Here is a 16,806-nt window from a genome sequence, read left to right on the forward strand (position 1 = left end):
TGCGGAAAGTCCGCAAGAAGCGTTCCCCGCTGATGTCGTCGCGGCGCGTTCCGGCCCGTGGCCCGCTGTTTTCCGGGCGGGGCCGCGGTCGGCCCGCGGCGCCGGATGTCCCCGCACACGGCATGACCAGGCTTGCGTCTGCTGCCTTGTCCACAGCCGCCTGCTGCCGGTCGTGCAGCGTTGCTTCGCGCTGCGCAGGCCCGGGAAAGTGCGCAAAGCTATCCATGAATCGTTCGTTCCCCGGCCTCCGTTTCGCCGCTAAGGTGCGCCGCGTCGGCCGCTGATGGCAGCGCCGCCCCTGTGGAGACGAAACGCGATGGCTGTGAAGATCGATTTCCCCTGCCTGACCGCGCTGGCCCTGCTGTGCTGCGGCATCGGTTCCGCGCTGGCGGCCGGGACGGAGGCGGGCGCGGCGGCGCGGCGGCCGAACATCCTGCTGATCCTGGCCGACGACCTGGGCTATTCGGACATCCGCCCCTACGGCGGCGAGATCGACACCCCCAACCTGGACGAGCTGGCGCGGGACGGCGTGCGCCTCACCAATTTCCACGTCGCCCCGACCTGCTCGCCGACCCGCGCGGCGCTGCTGTCCGGCACCGATCACCACCTCGCCGGCCTCGGCACGATGGCCGAGCTGATCCAGCCCAACCAGAAAGGCCAGCCGGGCTACGAAGGCCACCTGAACGACGCCGCGCTGTCCTTCCCGGCGCTGCTGCGTGATGCCGGCTACCACACCTACCTGGCCGGCAAGTGGCACCTGGGCCTGGACGAGCCGCATCGCCCGCAAGCGCGCGGCTTCGAGGAGTCCTTCGCGCTGCTGCAGGGCGGTGGCAACCACTTCGCGACGCCGGCCGGCTGGAACGCCGGCACCTACGTGGATAACGGTCGTGAGGTGAAGCTGCCGGCGGACTACTTCTCGTCCAACACCTTCACCGACAAGCTGATCTCTTTCATCGACAAGCACCGCGCCGACGGCCAGCCATTCTTTGCCTACGCGGCCTACACCGCGCCCCACTGGCCGCTGCAGGCGCCGCCGGAGGCGATCGCCAAGTACAAGGGGCGCTACGACGGCGGCTACGCGGCGATCCGCGCCGAGCGCCTGGAGCGCCAGCGCCGCCTGGGTCTCGTCGAGGCCGGCAAGTCGGTGCACCAGCCGCTGCCCGCTAGTGCCACGTTACCCGACTGGAACAGCCTGAACCCCGAGCAGCGGGCCCTGGAGGCGCGCCGCATGGAGACTTATGCAGCGCTGGTGGACAACCTGGATGCCAACATCGGGCGCCTGATCCAGTACCTGAAGGACTCCGGCCAGTACGACAACACGGCGATCTTCTTCCTGTCCGACAACGGCGCGGAGGGCCACGTGGTGCCCGAGTTTGCGCCGCCCGGCGCCAACAACCGGCTGGACAACATCGGCAAGGCGGATTCCTATGTGTATTACGGGGCCCGTTGGGCCGAGGTGGGGGCAACGCCGTTCCGTTACTCGAAGGGTTTCACCACCGAAGGCGGCGTGATCTCCCCGGCCATCGCCCGCGTGCCCGGCGTGAGTGCGGCGGAAGGGGCCAACCGGCAGGCGTTGGCGACGGTGCGGGATCTGGCGCCGACCTTCCTGCAACTGGCCGGTGTGGCAGATCCCGGCAGCCGCTACAAGGGGCGCAGTGTGCATCCGATCACCGGGCGCTCGCTGCTGCCCTACCTGCAGGGCCAGGTCGCCAGCCCCCATCCGCAGGATTATGTGCTTGGCGAGGAATTGTTCGGCAACCGCTCGATCCGCCAGGGTGACTGGAAGATCGTGTGGTCCGAGAAACCGGTGGGCAGCGGCAAGTGGGAGTTGTTCGACCTGGCCGCCGATCCCGGCGAAACCACCGACCTGGCCGCCCGCCAGCCGGCCCGGCTGGCGCAGCTGGTGGCCCTGTGGGACGGCTATGTGCAGGACAACCGGGTAGTTCTGCCGGAGGGGCGCAACATCTACCTGGAGCGCCCCTTCAGCATCGGCAACTGAGCCGGCGAGCGGGCGCCCTCAGTAGATCGCGCCGCCTGTCTGCGTCGAAGACAGCGTGCCGCGGTCGGCAGACAGGTTGTAGTTGGTGGTGGCGCCGCCGTAGCCGCGCCAGTTCAGCAAGTCGAAGCGGCCGCTGCCGGACAGGCGCTGCACGCCGACGTTGCGGTAGGTGAGTGGTGTGCCGGGCTGGCAGACCTGGGGTAGGCCGTTGGTCTGCAGGAAATACACCGAGCCGCTGCCAAGCCGCGTGGCCGAGGTGCCGGCCACCGCGAGGGCGGTTTCCACGTCCACGCCGATGCCGCGGGCCATGCCCGACCAGCCGTCCTGCACGATGCGCGCCAAGAAGGTGACCAGCCGGCCCATGCGGTCGCGGGTGTCCAGATGGGCGTCGGTGATCACGAAGTCCAGCCCCGGTGCGGTGATGAAGCCCCGGTCGAGGGTCACCCGCTTGGTGTAGGGATTGTTCAGCGCGTCGTCGGAATAGACGGTGCCGTTGAGGGCCGCGAAGTCGAACTGGCCGAGCACGGAGAGGCCGGCGCTGGTGCCGCCGATCGGCACCTTGCGGGCGATCAGGCCGTTGATGGCCTGTTCGACGCCGGTGCCCTTCCAGAAGTTGATGTAGTCGCTCTGGTCGCCGCCGGCGATGAACAAGGCTTCGGCCTTGTTGATGCGGTCGATCACGAAGGGATCGTTGGCGGCGTCCCGCGACGGGATGATCAATGTCTCCACCGAATCCACGCCGCCCATCGCATAGATGTAGGGGTTGTAGGCGTCGGTGCCGGTGGCGCGGATCACCACGAAGTCGCCGCCGCCGGCGCGGGAAATCATCCACTGGAAAGCCGCGTCCACGTCCGGGCCGCCACCCATCAGCAGCGCGGATGGTTCGCGGGGTGGCTGGCTGGGGCTGGCGTCGGCCGGGTTGCCGACCACGTAATACTGGTAAGGTTTGTCGGCGTGCGCCGGGCTCAGTACGGTGAGGCCGACAATGACGGCGAAGGCCTCGGCGAGGCGGCGCCAGGGCCGCCATGCATGACCTTGTTCGACTGGACGCGTACGGTACTGGTCTTGCATGGCGTGGCCCTCCCTGGTTGGTATTGGACTCGCGCCATGCTCCGTAGCGGCAATCAGGTTGTCAACGCAATCTGACCGTTTTGGGTTTCAAAGGTGGAGCAGGGCCACCGCGGCGATCGTGCAGCCGGCGCCGGCCACTCCGAGGGAGGCCCATTCCATCCACTTCTTGCGGGTCAGCAGGGTGATCGCGGCCAGCGAGATGGCGACCTGCATGGCCGTCATTGCCTGGGCCCAGCGGTGGTGCTCGTGCATGGAGTGTTCGCTGGCTTCCTCGGCCTCGGTGGCGGAGGCTTCCAGCTTCTCGGCCTTGCTCTTGATGTCTTCCTTTTCGTGCTTGTAGCGCTCGATTTCCGACTGGTAGCGGGTCTGGGCTTCGCCACTGGTCAGCGCAAAGGCCAGCTCGGCGATGTTCTGCTTGGAGCTCTTGGCCTGGTAGTAGCCCCACTGGTTGGAGGCTTCCGTCTTGCGGATGGCGGCCTCGTTCTTGTGCATCAGCGCATCGTTCTGGGTGGCGCCGCCGGCGTAGCTGAATAGCGCGCCGAGGGTGGCAAGGACTGCGGTCATCGCCGCGATGCGCGACGCGAAGCTATCGCCGCCGTGACTGGCGTGTTCGACCGCGTGGTCGTGGGGGCCGTGGACATGGAAATGATCGCCGGACATGCAGTTTCTCCGTGTTGAGGGGGCGGGGCAGGGCCCCGCAAAGCGCTGCGGATTTTAGGCCAAGCCGCCGCGTTTAGCGCGCTGATGCAAGCGCCGGGCCACCGATGCGGAAACGTTCCACGATGCGTGCCATGTGCTGGGAAATGTCGCGGATCGAGTCGGCGGCCTGCTTGGTGTGCAGCGCGGCGTGGTTGGCGTCGCCGAGCAGGTTGTCGATCATGCCGACCTGGCCGACGATCTCGTCGCTGGACGATTGGCCGATGGCGACCAGGCGGGTGATTTCGTTCACCACGTGGATGACCTTGCCGGTCGAGTCTTCGATGCGTTCCACCGCGTTGCCGGCGCTCTGGGCCAGCGTGGTGCTTTCCTGCATCTCGCCGATGACCTTCTGCATCAATTCGGTCGAGTCATGGGATGTCGTGCGGATCTCCGAGATGTGCTGGTTGATCAGCTCGGTGGAGCCGGCGGCGCGTTCGGCCAGCTTGCGCACCTCGTCGGCGACCACCGCGAAACCGCGGCCCGATTCGCCGGCGCGGGCCGCCTCGATGGCGGCGTTGAGGGCCAGCAGGTTGGTCTGGTCGGCGATCTGGCGGATCTCGGAAACGACGGCCTCAACCTTGACGACTGAAGAGGCGAGGTCGAAGACGCGCCGCGACGCGTTGTCGATGCTGCTGGCGAGTTGCTCGATGCGACCGGCCGCGTTGCGGATCACCGCGCTGTTCTCGGTGGCGCGGGCGCTGGAGTCGCTGCTGATCTCGCCGGCCTGGCGGGTTTCCCGGTCGATGTCGACGATGTGGGCCTGGATCTGCTGCACTGCCGAATGGATGGCCTGGGACGACTGGGTGCCGTTGGAAGCCAGGCGGGCGATGGCAGCGGCCGACTGGTGCATCTCGATGGAGGCCACCTCGTTGCGGCGGATCACCTCGACCATCTCGCCGAGGCTGGTCTGCAGCGTGTCGATCAGGCTGTTGAACGCGCGCACGGATTGGCCGATCTCGTCGTTGCGGACCACCGGCACGCGCTGCGTGAAGTCCAGCGAGGTGGCGATGGAGGCCATCGTGGCTTCCATCGCGCGCAGGGGCTTGATGATGTTGCCGTGCAGGCGGAACACCAGGCCGACCAGCACGACCAGCGTCAGCCCGGTGGCGATCGACAGGATCCACTGGGTCTGCACGAAGCCTTCTTCCACGGCGGCGACCGAGCGGTCCTTGGTGCGGCGTTTCTCGACGCGCAGGGTTTCGAGGATCTGCTGCAGTTCCTGCTGGTATTGCGCCACGTTGGCGTACAGGCTGGCTTCTGCGATGGCGCGTTGGCCGGCTACGGCCTGTTCGATGGTCTCGTCCATCGCTGCTTCGTACTGGGCCAGGCTTTCTTCCGCTTCGTGGAGCATGGCTTTCTCGGTATCGGAGTGGGCCAGCGGCCCCTGCGCAGTGAGGACTTCGTGCAGCCCTTTGCGCTGGGCCAGTAGTTTTTCCTTGGCACCGGCGGCCACGTCGGCGCTGGGCGCGTAGACGATCTCGGTGAGGACGATCTGCACCTGCTTGAGCTGGGCGCCCAGGTCGGAGGCGGCCAATGCGCCGGGAATCGCGTCGTCGGTGAGGTTGCGCACCAGCCGCGTGTTGTGCTGGAACATCATGAGGCCGGCCGTGCCGGCAGCCAGCAGCAGCGTGGTGGTGATGGTGATGAGGATGATCAGGTAGCGTCGAATGCTCATGGAAATGACTTCATGTCGGCCCGGCAGGGCGATGCGGGTTTGAGCGTTTTCTTGTGCGTTGCACCAGAAAACCCGCACATTTATCGACAGGCGTCTTGCTGAATCAAATGAATGTTTTGTGACAGTAACAAAGGCGCGTGCAGCCTGATTTCTGTAAAAATGCTTTTCGTATTTTCACCCGGGATATGGGCTGAAATGCCCGCGTCGTGTCAGGGCAGAAAGACCGGGTCGGAGAAGACCAGGGTGCCGTCGGTACGCATCATCAGGTTGTGAGGGTTGAGAATGTCCGGCTGGACCGGGTATTCCTCGATGAAGTCGGACAGCGCGGCGATGGCCTGCACGATGCTCGCCGGCAGGCCCGGCGGAGGCGCCTGGGCGATGTGGTAGAGCGCCAGGCGGCCGCGGTTGACGCCCAGGTTGGCCCATTTCTCGCAGCCCTGCCAGTAGGCGTCGGACAGGATGCGCGCCACGGCTTCGGCTGGGCCGCTGATCGGTTCCAGGCGTTCGATTTCCAGCAGGCGGAAGGAGTAGCCGTTGCTGGCCTTGCCGACCACGCCGTGGTCGCGGTACAGGTGCGGGAAGTGGATGCCGGTGGGGCGGTCGTCGGCAGCCAGGTAGTAGTAGTCGGCAGGGGAGCTGACGACCTTGTAGACCCGCTCCCCGTCGCCGGCATCAAGGACGATGGACGACTCGCCGCGCCCGAGTTCGGGGCGGCCATCGAGGAGCGGATGGACTGGCACTGGGTCGGCGATACGGGCGACGATGATGTCGCCCGTAGCATTCCCGGCGTCCGGTTCCGTCATCACGGAGCGGGTGGGGTCACCCGATGATGTTGTAGCCGGCATCCACGAAGTGTACGCCACCAGACAGGTTGCGGCCCGCGTCGGAAACCAGGAAGGCCGTGAGGGCGCCGATGTCTTCCGGCGTGACCAGGCGGTGCAGCGGGGAGCGATCCACCGCGGCGGCCATCAGGCCGTCGAAGCCGGCGATGCCGGAAGCCGCGCGGGTCATCAGCGGGCCCGGGGAGATCGCGTTGACGCGGATGTTCTTGGAGCCCAGCTCGAAGGCCATGTAGCGGGTGGCGGCTTCCAGCGCGGCCTTGCACAGGCCCATCATGCCGTAGTTGGCGATGACCTTCTCGCTGCCCAGATAGGTCATGGTGATCAGCGAGCCGCCGCCGGCCTTCTCGAGCAGCGGCTCGGCCTTGCGGGCCAGACGCACGAAGGAGTGGGTGGATACGTCCATGGCCAGCGCAAAGCCGTCGGCGGAAGTGTCCACCACGCGGCCGTGCAGGTCGTCGCGCTTGGCGAAGGCCATGGAGTGGATCGCGAAGTCGAGCTTGCCGTACTTGGCGTCGATCTGTGCGAACACGTCGTCGACGATCTCCGGCTTGGTCACGTCGAGCAGCATTACGTCCTCGACGCCCAGGCGGCTGACGATGGGCTCGATGAAGGCCAGGGTCTTCTCGTTCTGGTAGGTGATGATGACCTTGGCGCCCGCGTCGATGCAGGCTTCGGCGACCCCGGTGGAGATGGATTTTTCGTTGGCGATGCCGGTGATCAGGCCAACCTTGCCTTCGAGGTTGATGATGGGCTTCATAGAGGGGCTCCGTAGGAATAAGAAAATTTACCGCACTGCAACAATCGCTGACTTTAGAATAGTCTAGCGTGTCTGTTACACGGGTTTTTTACATTAACGTTTAGTTTCCGGCTTTCTCGAATGCCATTGTTGCGATGCATCAACTCCTGATCGAAAACTTGCCGGTTCGGCGGCCGTGGCGATGAACCCGGTTTACGTCTTCCTCGACTTCGATGGCGTCACCCATCCCTGGGGTGAGGTGGAGGATTTCCGCTGTCTGCCGGAGCTGGAGGCGGTGCTGCGCGACTACCCGGAGACGCGGGTTGTCATCGCGTCCGACTGGCGCACGCTGTTCTCGCTGCCCAAGCTGGTGGCGCGCTTTTCGGAGGACATCCGTCCGCGGGTCATCGACACCACGCCGACGATCTTTCCGCGCAAGCCCGATGAACTGTACGGCCTGCGCGAGCGGGAGGCGCACCAGTGGCTGGCCCGTAAGGGCGGCGACGCACAATGGCTGGCCATCGACGATGCCCCCGGTAACTGGCCGACCCGCGCGCGGCTGGTACTGACCGATTTCAAGCGCGGCTTCACCGATGAGGACGCCGGCCGCATGCGCCGCATGCTCGACGCCTTCCGTTCCGGCGAGTTCAAGGCACCGGAAGCGGCGGCGCCGGCCTGACTTCTTTCCCGTTCAGAATTGCCGCAGCAGCGGCGATTCGTCCATCAATGCGACCTGCTCCCGTAGCGCCAGGATCTGGTCCTGCCAGTAGCGCGGCGTGTCGAACCAGCTGAAGGCGGCCGGGAAGGCCGGGTCGTCCCAACGCTTGGCGATCCAGCCGGCGTAGTGGATCAGGCGCAGGGTGCGCAGGGCTTCCACCAGGTTGAGGCTGCGCGGCTCGAAAGTGGCGAACTGCTCGTAGCCTTCGAGCACCGCGTCGAGCTGGCGCGCCATTGCCGGTGCGTCGCCGGACAGCAGCATCCACAGGTCCTGGATCGCCGGGCCGTTGCGGGCGTCGTCGAAATCCACGAAATGGGGACCGGCGTCGGTCCACAGCACGTTGCCGCTGTGCACGTCGCCGTGCAGGCGGATCTGCGGCAGTTCGCCGGCTCGTTCGAAGCAGTGGCGCACGCTGGCCAGGGCCTGGTCCACCACCGACAGCCAAGTGTCGCGTAGCTCCGGCGGCAGGAAGGGCGAGGCCAGCAACGCGTCGCGCGGTTCCTCGCCGAAGCTGCGGATGTCCAGCATCGGCCGATGGGCGAAGGGCTGGCGGGCGCCGATGGCGTGGATGCGCCCGAGGAAGCGCCCCAGCCAGGTCAGCACTTCCGGGTCGTCCAGCTCTGGTGCGCGGCCGCCGCGCCGCGGGAACAGGGCCAGCCGGAAGCCGTCCGTGTGGTGCAGCGTGCGCCCGCCGATCTCCCGCGCCGGCACGGCGGGGATCTCCGCCTCGGCCAGTTCGGCCAGGAAGGCGTGTTCCTCGAGGATCGCCTCGTCGCTCCAACGCGCCGGGCGATAGAACTTGGCGACCACCGGCGCGGCGTCCTCGATGCCGATCTGGTAGACACGGTTCTCGTAGCTGTTGAGGGTCAGCAGCCGGCCGTCGCAGAAGAGACCGGTGGCTTCCACTGCCGACAGCACGAAGTCGGGAGTCAGCGGCCCGAAGGGGGCCGTCATTGCTTCTCCTCCCGCGCATAGGCGGCGTGCAGCTTGACCGGCTCGGCCTTGGCAGCCTGGCGGCTGCGCATGCGCAGGTTGAGGGTCTCGACCATCACCGAGAAGGCCATCGCCGAGTAGATATAGCCCTTCGGCACGTGATGGCCAAAGGCGTCGGCGATCAGCACCACGCCGATCACCAGCAGGAAGGACAGGGCCAGCATCTTGACGGTGGGGTGGCGCGACACGAAGTCACCGATCGGGCCGGAGGCGAGCATCATCAGGCCCACCGAGGCGACCACTGCGGCGATCATCACCTGCAGGTGATTGACCATGCCGATGGCGGTGATGATGGAGTCCAGCGAGAACACGATGTCGATCAGGATGATCTGCACCAGCACCGCGCCGAAGGTGGCCTGCACGGCGCTGGAGGCTTCGCCTTCCTCACCTTCCATCAGCTGGTGCACCTCCTGGGTGCTTTTCCAGACCAGGAACAGGCCGCCAGCCAACAGGATCAGGTCGCGTCCGGAGAAGCCGTGCTCCAGCACCGTGACGAGGGGCTCGGTGAGTCCGGCCAGCCATGACAGTAACATCAACAGGCCGATCCGCATGAACATCGCCAGGAACAGCCCCAGGCGGCGGGCGGTGCCGCGCTGGGCGGGCGGCAGCTTGTCCACCAGGATGGAGATGAAGATCACGTTGTCGATGCCCAGCACCAGTTCCAGCGCGGTGAGGGTGAAGAAGGCGATCAGCAGTTGCGGGTCGGTCAGAAATTCCATGTCGATAGCGCGGTTGTTTCGGGAAACGCGGGCGGCATGTCCGCCGCCCGTGCCCGCGCATGGTCGCATGAAAACGGTGTGCTTTGCCGCCTCGCAGCAAAGCCGTGAAGACCGGGCTCAGCCCGGCTTGCCGTCGGCGCGTCGGCTCAGGTAGATCGGCACCAGGCGGACGACCCACGGGGTGAACACCGCCAGCCAGCCGATGGCAGCGACCGCCGGCAGCACCGTCTGGGCGCCCGGCAGCACGTCGGCCAGCACCCGTACCGCGGCGACCGCGTGGAGGCCGAGGGCCAGCCGCCAGGTCAGTTCGTCGGCCACCAGCGGGCGTCCCGAGTGGCCGAGGGTGACGCGGGACACCATTGCCAGCGTCATCGTCGCGAAGAAGCCGACCGCCATTGCATGCAGCGGCGCCAGGCCCAGGGTGGTGATGCCGAAGGCGTGCAGCAGGCCCTGCACGCCGGCCAGCAGCCAGGCGACGCCCAGCCACAGGAAGCCGATGTGCAGCATGGCCAGCAGGCGCACCGCGAAGCTGCGCCGGAACTGCCATTTCCAGCTCAGCCACAGGGCCGTGCCGGCAGCGGCCAGGTCGGTGGGCCAGGCCCAGGCGTCGTGCTCGGCCATCGCCAGCAGGCCGTGGATCAGGCTGGCGCCGACCAGCACCAGCAGTGACCAGTCCGGGCGGACGAGTTCGTATTTGGGCAGCGCCGACGACGAGAAGAAGGGAATCATGCGGTGGCTGACCACCATGAACAGCGGGGCGAGCAGCCACCACACGCCGATGGACACGCCGATGCGGGCCGCCAGCGGCGCACCGCCGGCCGCGAAAGCCAGCCAGGCGACGAGGCCGAGCGCGCCGGCGGCGAGGGCGAACCAGGCCGTACCAGCGTGCTTGCGCTGGGCTTCCGGCTTGAAGGCCACCGGCCACAGTGCGCGCAAGATCAACAGCCAGCCGGCCAGAACCAGCGCCAGACCGATCATTCTGAGGGCTGGTGTGGCGACGAACAGGCCCGCATCGAAGCTCAGCCAGCCGGCTGCCAGCAGCAGCCACGGCAGGCGTGCTACCGCGCCAGGCGTATCGGGCATGCCCTGCCAGCGCGGCATGGCGGTCAGCAGGAAGCCGAACACGAAGAACGGGAAGATGCCGTAGGCAGCCCACAGTCCATGCACCCAGGCTGGCGGCCATGGCCAGGCGGGGGCTGGCAGCAGGCCGTTGCGGGCCAGCAGCTCCCAGGCCCACGGTGCGAAGGCCAGCAGGGTTTGCACCGCGCCGGCCAGGAACATGGCGCGGTGGGGGGCAGCGAAGAGCACCGCAGCACCCGAAGCGGGCGGCTCGGCGGCGGGTTGAGGCGCGGCACCCGTGGGGCGCGCTTGCAGTGAGATGGGCTTATCCATAAAGGGGTAAGGACTCCGTACAGAGGTTTCCGGGGGGCGGAGAAGGTTAGAATCTGTAGCTGCTATTTCGCCCAACACGAGAATCCGCGCCATGTCCACCGACAAGATCGATATTCCCGGCTTGCTCAGCCGCATGCCCCTGTTCAGCGCCCTGGCACCGGAGGATCTGGCCCACCTGGCTGCCGTAACGCGGGAGAAGCGCCTGCAGAAGGGCGATCGTCTGTTCCAGCGTGGCGATCTGCCGAAGGGCTTCTTCCTGGTCGTGTGGGGGCAGATCAAGCTGGCCTTCACGTCCGCCCAGGGCAACGAGAAGGTCGTCGAGATCCTCGGGCCGCTGCAGAGCTTCGGCGAGGCGGTGATGTTCCTCGACCAGCCTTATCCGGTGCTCGGTGAGGCGCTGGCCGACACGCTGGTGCTGCACATCGGTGCGTCGGCGGTGTTCGACCAGATCGAGCAGGACCCGCGCTTTGCGCGCAAGCTGCTGGCCGGCATGTCGATCCGCCTGCACACCATGGTGCGGGACGTGGAGTCCTACGCGCTGCGCTCGTCCACCCAGCGGGTCATCGGCTACCTGCTGCAACTGGCCGAAAGCGCGCCCTGCGCGCCGAAGGACGGCACGCACAGCGTCGAGCTGCCGACCAGCAAGCAGGTGATCGCGTCGCGCCTGAGCCTCACGCCGGAAACCCTGTCGCGGATCTTCCACGAGTTGTCCGACGCCGGCCTGATCTCGGTGCAGGGCAAGCACATCGTGATCCACGACGCCGCCCGCCTGGCCGAACACGACTGAGGCTGCGGCCCGCCGCTCAGGGGGCGGCGTGGCGGATGTGGATCGCGAATTCGCCATCGCTGTTCATCTCGGTGCGATGGGTGTAGCCGTTGCGCCGCAGGATGTCGTATAGCGGCGTCGGTTCCCGGTAGATCAGCAGGATCACCTCGCCGCCCGGCGGCAGGGTGTCGAGGGCTTCTAGGGTCAGGTTCAGTGGCTCCGGCGGCATCAGGCCGCGGGCGTCGACGATGACGGGGGTCAGGGCATCGGTCATGGTGTTTTCTCCGATTGGGGCTGCTCAGGGGCAATGACAGATTGGCCCCTGCCGGAAGCGCGGGCCTTGACCGCGCTCAAGCGACGGATTGCTCGCGGGGGGCTGTGTGGCTGAGATCCGGCCCGCCTAGTGGCTGGTGCCCTCGGAGCGCTGGATCTTGTTGAACAGGTTGTACTTGCCGATCGGCTTCGAGGCCGGCAGGCGCTTGAGCTCCTTGAAGGTCTTCGCGTCGAGGAAGATCAGTGCGCCGTCCTTCTCCATCAGGCTGGCGATCACGTAGCGGCCGTTGCGGTCGAATTCCACATGGGCGAAGGTCTTGCCCGGTTCGGGGCGGACCTGGGCGACGACCTGCAGGCTCTGTTTGTCGATGACCTGCAGGGTGTCCCTGGCGGTCGGGCTCATCATCGAGTCGACCCACGCGTAGGGGCTGTTCTCGTGACTGCGCAGGAAGAAGCCGGGGCCCAGGGTGGGGATGGTGGCGACGGTCTGCCAGTTCTGCATGTCGATGACGCTGACTCGCGCGTCCTTCAGGTTGGTGCTGGCCACCACACGGTGGCCATCCCGTAGCCAGGAAATGCCGGAACCCAGGTGCGGCATGCCGGGCAGGTCCAGGTTGCTGATCGGCCGGCGGACATCGAGATTGACCACTTTGCCGTGTCCGTCCCGGTTGGCGCCGACCACGTTGGTGTAGTCCTGAGTGAAGAAGAAGTCGTCGAGGGGGTCTTCCAGTTGTGTGCGGCGCGGGTTGAGGTAGCCGGGCGTGGCGATCGCCTCGCCCATCTTGTAGTCGTGCACGTAGCCATCGTGGAAGGGCTTGGCGGCCGGATCGTAGGAAATTTCCCAGATCTCGGGCAGATCTTTCAGGCCGACCACGAAGCTCTTGCGCGGCGCGGCGTCGTATACCGCCGAGATGCGCGAGGCGGCGTCGCCCTTCAGGTTGCGGCCGTCGATGAGCTTGAGCAGCTTGAGGTCGGCGTCGAAGATGGCCAGGTTGCCGGGCAGGTAGTTGGCCACCGCCACGTAGCGCCCGTCGCTGGAGACGGCGGCGTTGCGGGTGTTGAGGCCGGCACGCACCTCGGCGACGACCTTCAGGTTCCAGATGTCGAACTTGCTGACCCAGCCGTCGCGGGATGCGAAGAATACGTAACGCCCGTCCGGCGTGAACTTGGGGCCGCCGTGCAGCGCGTAGCGGGACGGAAAGCGGAAGATGCGCTCCATGCGGTCGCCGTCGAGCACGCTGACGTGGTGGTCGCCGGCTTCGACGACGATGAACAGGTTCATCGGGTCGGCCTTGGCCACGTCGCCCTGGCGGGCGTCCGGCAGGCTGCCGGGCGGATAGGGCTCAACGCGTGAGGCGCGGATGTCGGCGGCGCTCCACGTGGGGGCGGGGCTGACCGGCGAGTAGATCCATTCGGCGAGGGCGTCGATGTCGGCGGCGGACAGCACCGCCGAGAAGGGCGGCATCTGCGTCGCGGTGCGGCCGTCACGGATCGTCGCGACGGCGTCCTTGCGCTTGAGGCGCTCAAGGCTCTCCGGCAACAGGGCTGGCCCCATCGCGCCCAGTCGGCTGGTGCCATGGCAGATGGCGCAGTGCTGGGCGAAGAGTTCCGGTGCGCCGGCCTGGGCCGGCAAGGCGGTGAAGGCCAGAGCGGCAAGGGCGATGGCGGAAAAGAGGCGGTTCATCGTGCGGGTCCCTTGGCTTGGGGAGAGGGTGTGCGGTGCAGGCCTGGGGCGGCCGTCCTTGGGAACGGCTCCCTGCGGGTGGGCTTCCAGCGGGGTGAGTCCAGCCGCCCGCGGACTTTGTTGAGCCGATTGTGGGCGGATGAACTCGCCCCACGGCTTACGGTTTCAGGCGACGGAGCGCAGCCGGACCCATGGCTTCACTTCCAGGCGCTCGCCGTCGGCGACGCCGATCTCGGTGTTGTCGAGGTAGCAGCCGGGGTCTTCCTGCCATGGGTCGCCGGTCAGCTGCTGGGCCCGCACGCGGGTGTTGCCGTTGCAGATGGACAGGTAGCGGCAGTCGGCGCAGCGCCCCTTGACCGGCCGCGGCGACTGTTTGAGGCCGGCCATCAGCGGGTCGGACAGGTCGGTCCAGATGTCGCCGAAGCTGCGTTCGCGGACATTGCCGAGGGTGTGGTGCCACCACATGGTGTCGGGATGGACGTTGCCCAGGTTGTCGATGTTGGCCACGTTGACGCCGCTGGAGTTGCCACCCCATTGCCGCAGCTTGGCTTCCACGTGGGCTGCATGCTGCGGGAAGCGCTGTTGCACCCAGTGCAGGAAGAAGGGGCCGTCGGCGTCGTTGTTGCCGGTGGTGAAGTCCTTGTCGAGGCCGCGCCGTTCGCAATCCCAGGCGGTGTCGAACAGCAGGTCCATGGCCTTACGGGTGAGGATGTGGTGGGCGTCGTCGGCGCGGTTCTTGTTGCCGCGCCCGGCGTAGTTGAGGTGCGAGAAGTAGAAGCGGTCGATGCCTTCGTCCTCCACCAGTTGCAGTACGGCGGGCAGGTCGGCGGCGTTGTCCTGGGTCATCGTGAAGCGCACGCCGACCTTCACGCCGAGTTCGCGGCACAGGCGCAGGCCGGCCAGCGAACGCTCGAAGGCGCCGTCGAGGCGGCGGAACTTGTCGTGGGTCGCGCGGATGCCGTCGAGGCTGACACCCACGTAGTCGAAATCCGCGGCGGCGATCGCATCGATATTGTCCTTGTCGATCAGCGTGCCGTTGGATGACAGGCCCACGTAGAAGCCCATCGCCTTGGCGCGGCCGGCGATCTCGAAGATGTCCGGCCGCAGCAGGGGTTCGCCGCCCGAGAGGATCAGCACCGGTACGCGGAAGGCCTTCAGCTCGTCCATCACGCGGAAGACCTCTGGCGTGTCGAGCTCGCCGGCGAAGTCCTTGTCGGCGGAGATCGAGTAGCAGTGCTTGCAGGTCAGGTTGCAGCGGCGAATCAGGTTCCAGATGACCACCGGCCCCGGCGGCGCACGGCGTGGGCCCAGGGGCGTGGGGGTGGTGATTTCTCGGATATAGCTCGAAATGCGGAACATGGCCTCACCTTCCGAAGGGTTTTGGGCATTGTCTCCGTGGGGAGGGGCGCCCGGCCTTGATGGGTATCAACCGGGCATCTGCAGCGGTGGCGGATCTGTGACGACAGCGACCTCACATATATATAGCAGCGTGCGCGGCGCCGGGCGGCATGACAATCGGTGGGCCGGGCTGACAGAATGGCCGGGTTGCGATCCAGACCGGATCCGATCACGAGAATCCCCGACATGGCTGTCATTCATCCCGAAGGCTGGCGCGAGTTGAAGGCCAGTGGTGCCGCCCAGCGCGAAATTGAAACCCTGGCTATTCTTGCCGCGGAGTTGGACGACACTTACACGGTTTATCACGGCGTGCACTGGACGCGGGTTCAGCAGGGTAATTACGCCATCGTCGGCGAGATCGATTTCGCGATCGTCGGGCCGACCGGCAAGCTGCTGCTGATCGAGCAGAAATCCGGCTTCCTGGCCGAGACGCCTGAAGGCCTGGTGAAGCGCTATGCCCAGAAGGACAAGAGCGTGCCGCTACAGCTCGCGCGTACTGTCGATGCACTGACCCAGCGTCTGAGGGCCATCTGCGGGATCGAATCGCCGCAGGTCGATGCGCTGCTGTTCTGCCCCGACTACACCGTGAAACAGCCCGGCACGGCGGGCATCGATCCGGCGCGCATCATCGATGCGGGCAAGCGGGATTACCTGGCGCACACCGTGCGCTCCATCCTGCCGGCGCGGGGGGAGTCGGTTCTTTATAAGGACAAGCTGCATCGCTTCCTTGGCGACGAACTGCAACTGGTGCCGGAAGTGCATGCGGTCGTCGGCGAGGCGCATGCACTGTATACCCGGCTGGCCGGTGGCCTGGCGGAGTGGGCGCGGCGCATCGAGTGCGAGCCCTTCCGCCTGCGTGTGATCGGTACTGCCGGCTCGGGCAAGACCCAGCTGGCGATGGCGGTCTATCGGGATGCGCTCGCCGCCGGGCGCAAGCCACTCTACGTTTGCTACAACCGGCCGCTGGCCGATCACATCGCGTTGATCGCCCCGCCGGGTGGTCAGGTCCTTACCTATCACCAACTGGCCGACCGTGTCTGCCAGGCGGCCGGTGAAGTGCCGGATTTCAGTCGTGAAGGCGCCTTCGCCCGGCTGGAAGGCTTTCTGGACAAGCATGTTCCGGATGAGGCGGATCGCTTCGACGAGATCATCATCGACGAAGGGCAGGACTTCCATGCACGCTGGGCCGACAACCTGCTGCGCTTCCTGCGCCCAGGCGGGCGGGCCTGGTGGCTGGAAGATCCGATGCAGAACCTCTACGGCCTGCCGCAAGTTCAGCTGCCGGGCTGGGTAACGCTGCGTTCCGACATCAATTACCGCAGCCCGAAGGACATCCTCGCGTCCCTCAATCTGTTGTTGCCGCTGGAACATCCGGTCGAGGCCGGCAGTCCGCTGAGCGGATCGGACATCGACATCCTGACCTACACGACGCCCGACGAACTGGTGGTCCGCTCGGTCAGCGCAGTCACCCGTGCAATCGGTCTGGGCTTCAAGCGTTCGCACATTGCGTTGATCAGCTATCGCGGGCGTGAGCATTCGGCACTGACGCCATTCACGCGACTCGGCCCCTATTCCCTTAAAGCCCCCACGGGGCGCTACGACCTGCTGGGTAATCCGATCCTGACCGAGGGCGACATCCTCACGGACTCCGTGTTGCGCTTCAAAGGCCGGGCCGCGCCCTGTGTGATCCTCACCGAGGTGGATTTTGAAAGCCTCGACGGCAAGGCTGTGCGGAGGCTTTTCGTTGGTGCCACGCGTGCTACGATGAAATTGACGCTGGTTGTATCGGAGCGGGCGGCAGCAATTCTCCAGGCCCGGCTGAACGATACGGACAGGGTCTT

Annotated in this window: 15 protein-coding genes (1 of these 15 only partly in view); 4 read left to right on the forward strand and 11 right to left on the reverse strand. The window is 66.5% G+C overall.

The features are described 5' to 3' along the window. Window positions 1-316: 316 nt before the first annotated feature. On the forward strand, window positions 317-1,999 hold the full coding sequence (locus tag AC1PQG_RS24980) for an arylsulfatase (RefSeq protein ID WP_481120423.1): 1,683 nt from the start codon (window positions 317-319) through the stop codon (window positions 1,997-1,999). Between the two features lie 18 nt (window positions 2,000-2,017). On the opposite strand, the gene AC1PQG_RS24985 is transcribed toward AC1PQG_RS24980, so the two are convergent. The 5 genes from AC1PQG_RS24985 to fabI all read right to left on the reverse strand — a co-directional run bounded on the left by AC1PQG_RS24985 (window position 2,018) and on the right by fabI (window position 7,043). After that, a complete protein-coding gene (locus AC1PQG_RS24985) occupies window positions 2,018-3,070 on the reverse strand; it encodes a cyanophycinase (protein WP_481120424.1) in 1,053 nt (350 codons plus the stop codon). Window positions 3,071-3,157: 87 nt separating this feature from the next. Then, window positions 3,158-3,730 (reverse strand): DUF4337 domain-containing protein, encoded by a 573-nt coding sequence (locus AC1PQG_RS24990; protein WP_481120425.1) that lies wholly within the window; start codon window positions 3,728-3,730, stop codon window positions 3,158-3,160. A 73-nt stretch (window positions 3,731-3,803) separates the two neighbouring features. After that, complete coding sequence (locus AC1PQG_RS24995) at window positions 3,804-5,444, reverse strand: methyl-accepting chemotaxis protein (protein WP_481120426.1); 1,641 nt, start codon at window positions 5,442-5,444, stop codon at window positions 3,804-3,806. 209 nt (window positions 5,445-5,653) lie between these two features. Then, window positions 5,654-6,247 carry a hypothetical protein gene (locus tag AC1PQG_RS25000; protein WP_481120427.1) on the reverse strand — a complete coding sequence of 198 codons (594 nt, stop codon included), beginning with the start codon at window positions 6,245-6,247 and terminating at the stop codon, window positions 5,654-5,656. A gap of 16 nt (window positions 6,248-6,263) precedes the next feature. Then, window positions 6,264-7,043: an enoyl-ACP reductase FabI gene (gene fabI / locus AC1PQG_RS25005; RefSeq protein ID WP_079434692.1), complete on the reverse strand. Its 780-nt coding sequence runs from the start codon at window positions 7,041-7,043 to the stop codon at window positions 6,264-6,266. Window positions 7,044-7,224: 181 nt separating this feature from the next. Here fabI and AC1PQG_RS25010 point away from each other — a divergent pair, with 181 nt between their 5' ends. Next, complete coding sequence (locus AC1PQG_RS25010) at window positions 7,225-7,701, forward strand: HAD domain-containing protein (protein ID WP_481120428.1); 477 nt, start codon at window positions 7,225-7,227, stop codon at window positions 7,699-7,701. A gap of 12 nt (window positions 7,702-7,713) precedes the next feature. On the opposite strand, the gene AC1PQG_RS25015 is transcribed toward AC1PQG_RS25010, so the two are convergent. The 3 genes from AC1PQG_RS25015 to AC1PQG_RS25025 form a co-directional block, all read right to left on the reverse strand. Then, window positions 7,714-8,694: a serine/threonine protein kinase gene (locus AC1PQG_RS25015; protein ID WP_481120429.1), complete on the reverse strand. Its 981-nt coding sequence runs from the start codon at window positions 8,692-8,694 to the stop codon at window positions 7,714-7,716. Then, on the reverse strand, window positions 8,691-9,452 hold the full coding sequence (locus AC1PQG_RS25020; protein WP_481120430.1) for a TerC family protein: 762 nt from the start codon (window positions 9,450-9,452) through the stop codon (window positions 8,691-8,693). The genes AC1PQG_RS25015 and AC1PQG_RS25020 overlap by 4 nt, the downstream gene beginning before the upstream one ends. Window positions 9,453-9,569: 117 nt before the next feature. Further along, window positions 9,570-10,844 carry an NnrS family protein gene (locus AC1PQG_RS25025; RefSeq protein WP_481120431.1) on the reverse strand — a complete coding sequence of 425 codons (1,275 nt, stop codon included), beginning with the start codon at window positions 10,842-10,844 and terminating at the stop codon, window positions 9,570-9,572. Window positions 10,845-10,935: 91 nt separating this feature from the next. Between AC1PQG_RS25025 and AC1PQG_RS25030 the strand changes: the two genes are divergently transcribed. Then, window positions 10,936-11,631 (forward strand): Crp/Fnr family transcriptional regulator, encoded by a 696-nt coding sequence (locus AC1PQG_RS25030; RefSeq protein WP_481120432.1) that lies wholly within the window; start codon window positions 10,936-10,938, stop codon window positions 11,629-11,631. A gap of 16 nt (window positions 11,632-11,647) precedes the next feature. On the opposite strand, the gene AC1PQG_RS25035 is transcribed toward AC1PQG_RS25030, so the two are convergent. The 3 genes from AC1PQG_RS25035 to nirJ all read right to left on the reverse strand — a co-directional run bounded on the left by AC1PQG_RS25035 (window position 11,648) and on the right by nirJ (window position 14,926). Further along, a complete protein-coding gene (locus tag AC1PQG_RS25035) occupies window positions 11,648-11,884 on the reverse strand; it encodes a DUF2249 domain-containing protein (protein ID WP_481120433.1) in 237 nt (78 codons plus the stop codon). 126 nt (window positions 11,885-12,010) lie between these two features. Further along, entirely contained in the window at window positions 12,011-13,567 is a 1,557-nt protein-coding gene (locus AC1PQG_RS25040) for a cytochrome D1 domain-containing protein (RefSeq protein WP_481120434.1), read from the reverse strand. Window positions 13,568-13,732: 165 nt separating this feature from the next. Further along, window positions 13,733-14,926, reverse strand: a complete 1,194-nt coding sequence (gene nirJ, locus AC1PQG_RS25045; RefSeq protein ID WP_481120435.1) for a heme d1 biosynthesis radical SAM protein NirJ — start codon at window positions 14,924-14,926, stop codon at window positions 13,733-13,735. Window positions 14,927-15,151: 225 nt separating this feature from the next. On the opposite strand from nirJ, the gene AC1PQG_RS25050 reads away from it, so the two are divergent. Further along, window positions 15,152-16,806 carry the 5' portion of an ATP-binding domain-containing protein gene (locus tag AC1PQG_RS25050; RefSeq protein ID WP_481120436.1) on the forward strand. It continues 4 nt past the right edge of the window, so the window shows 1,655 of its 1,659 coding nt (coding positions 1-1,655); the start codon lies at window positions 15,152-15,154; its stop codon lies beyond the right edge, outside the window.

This window comes from Zoogloea sp. GDB6, assembly GCF_056724105.1.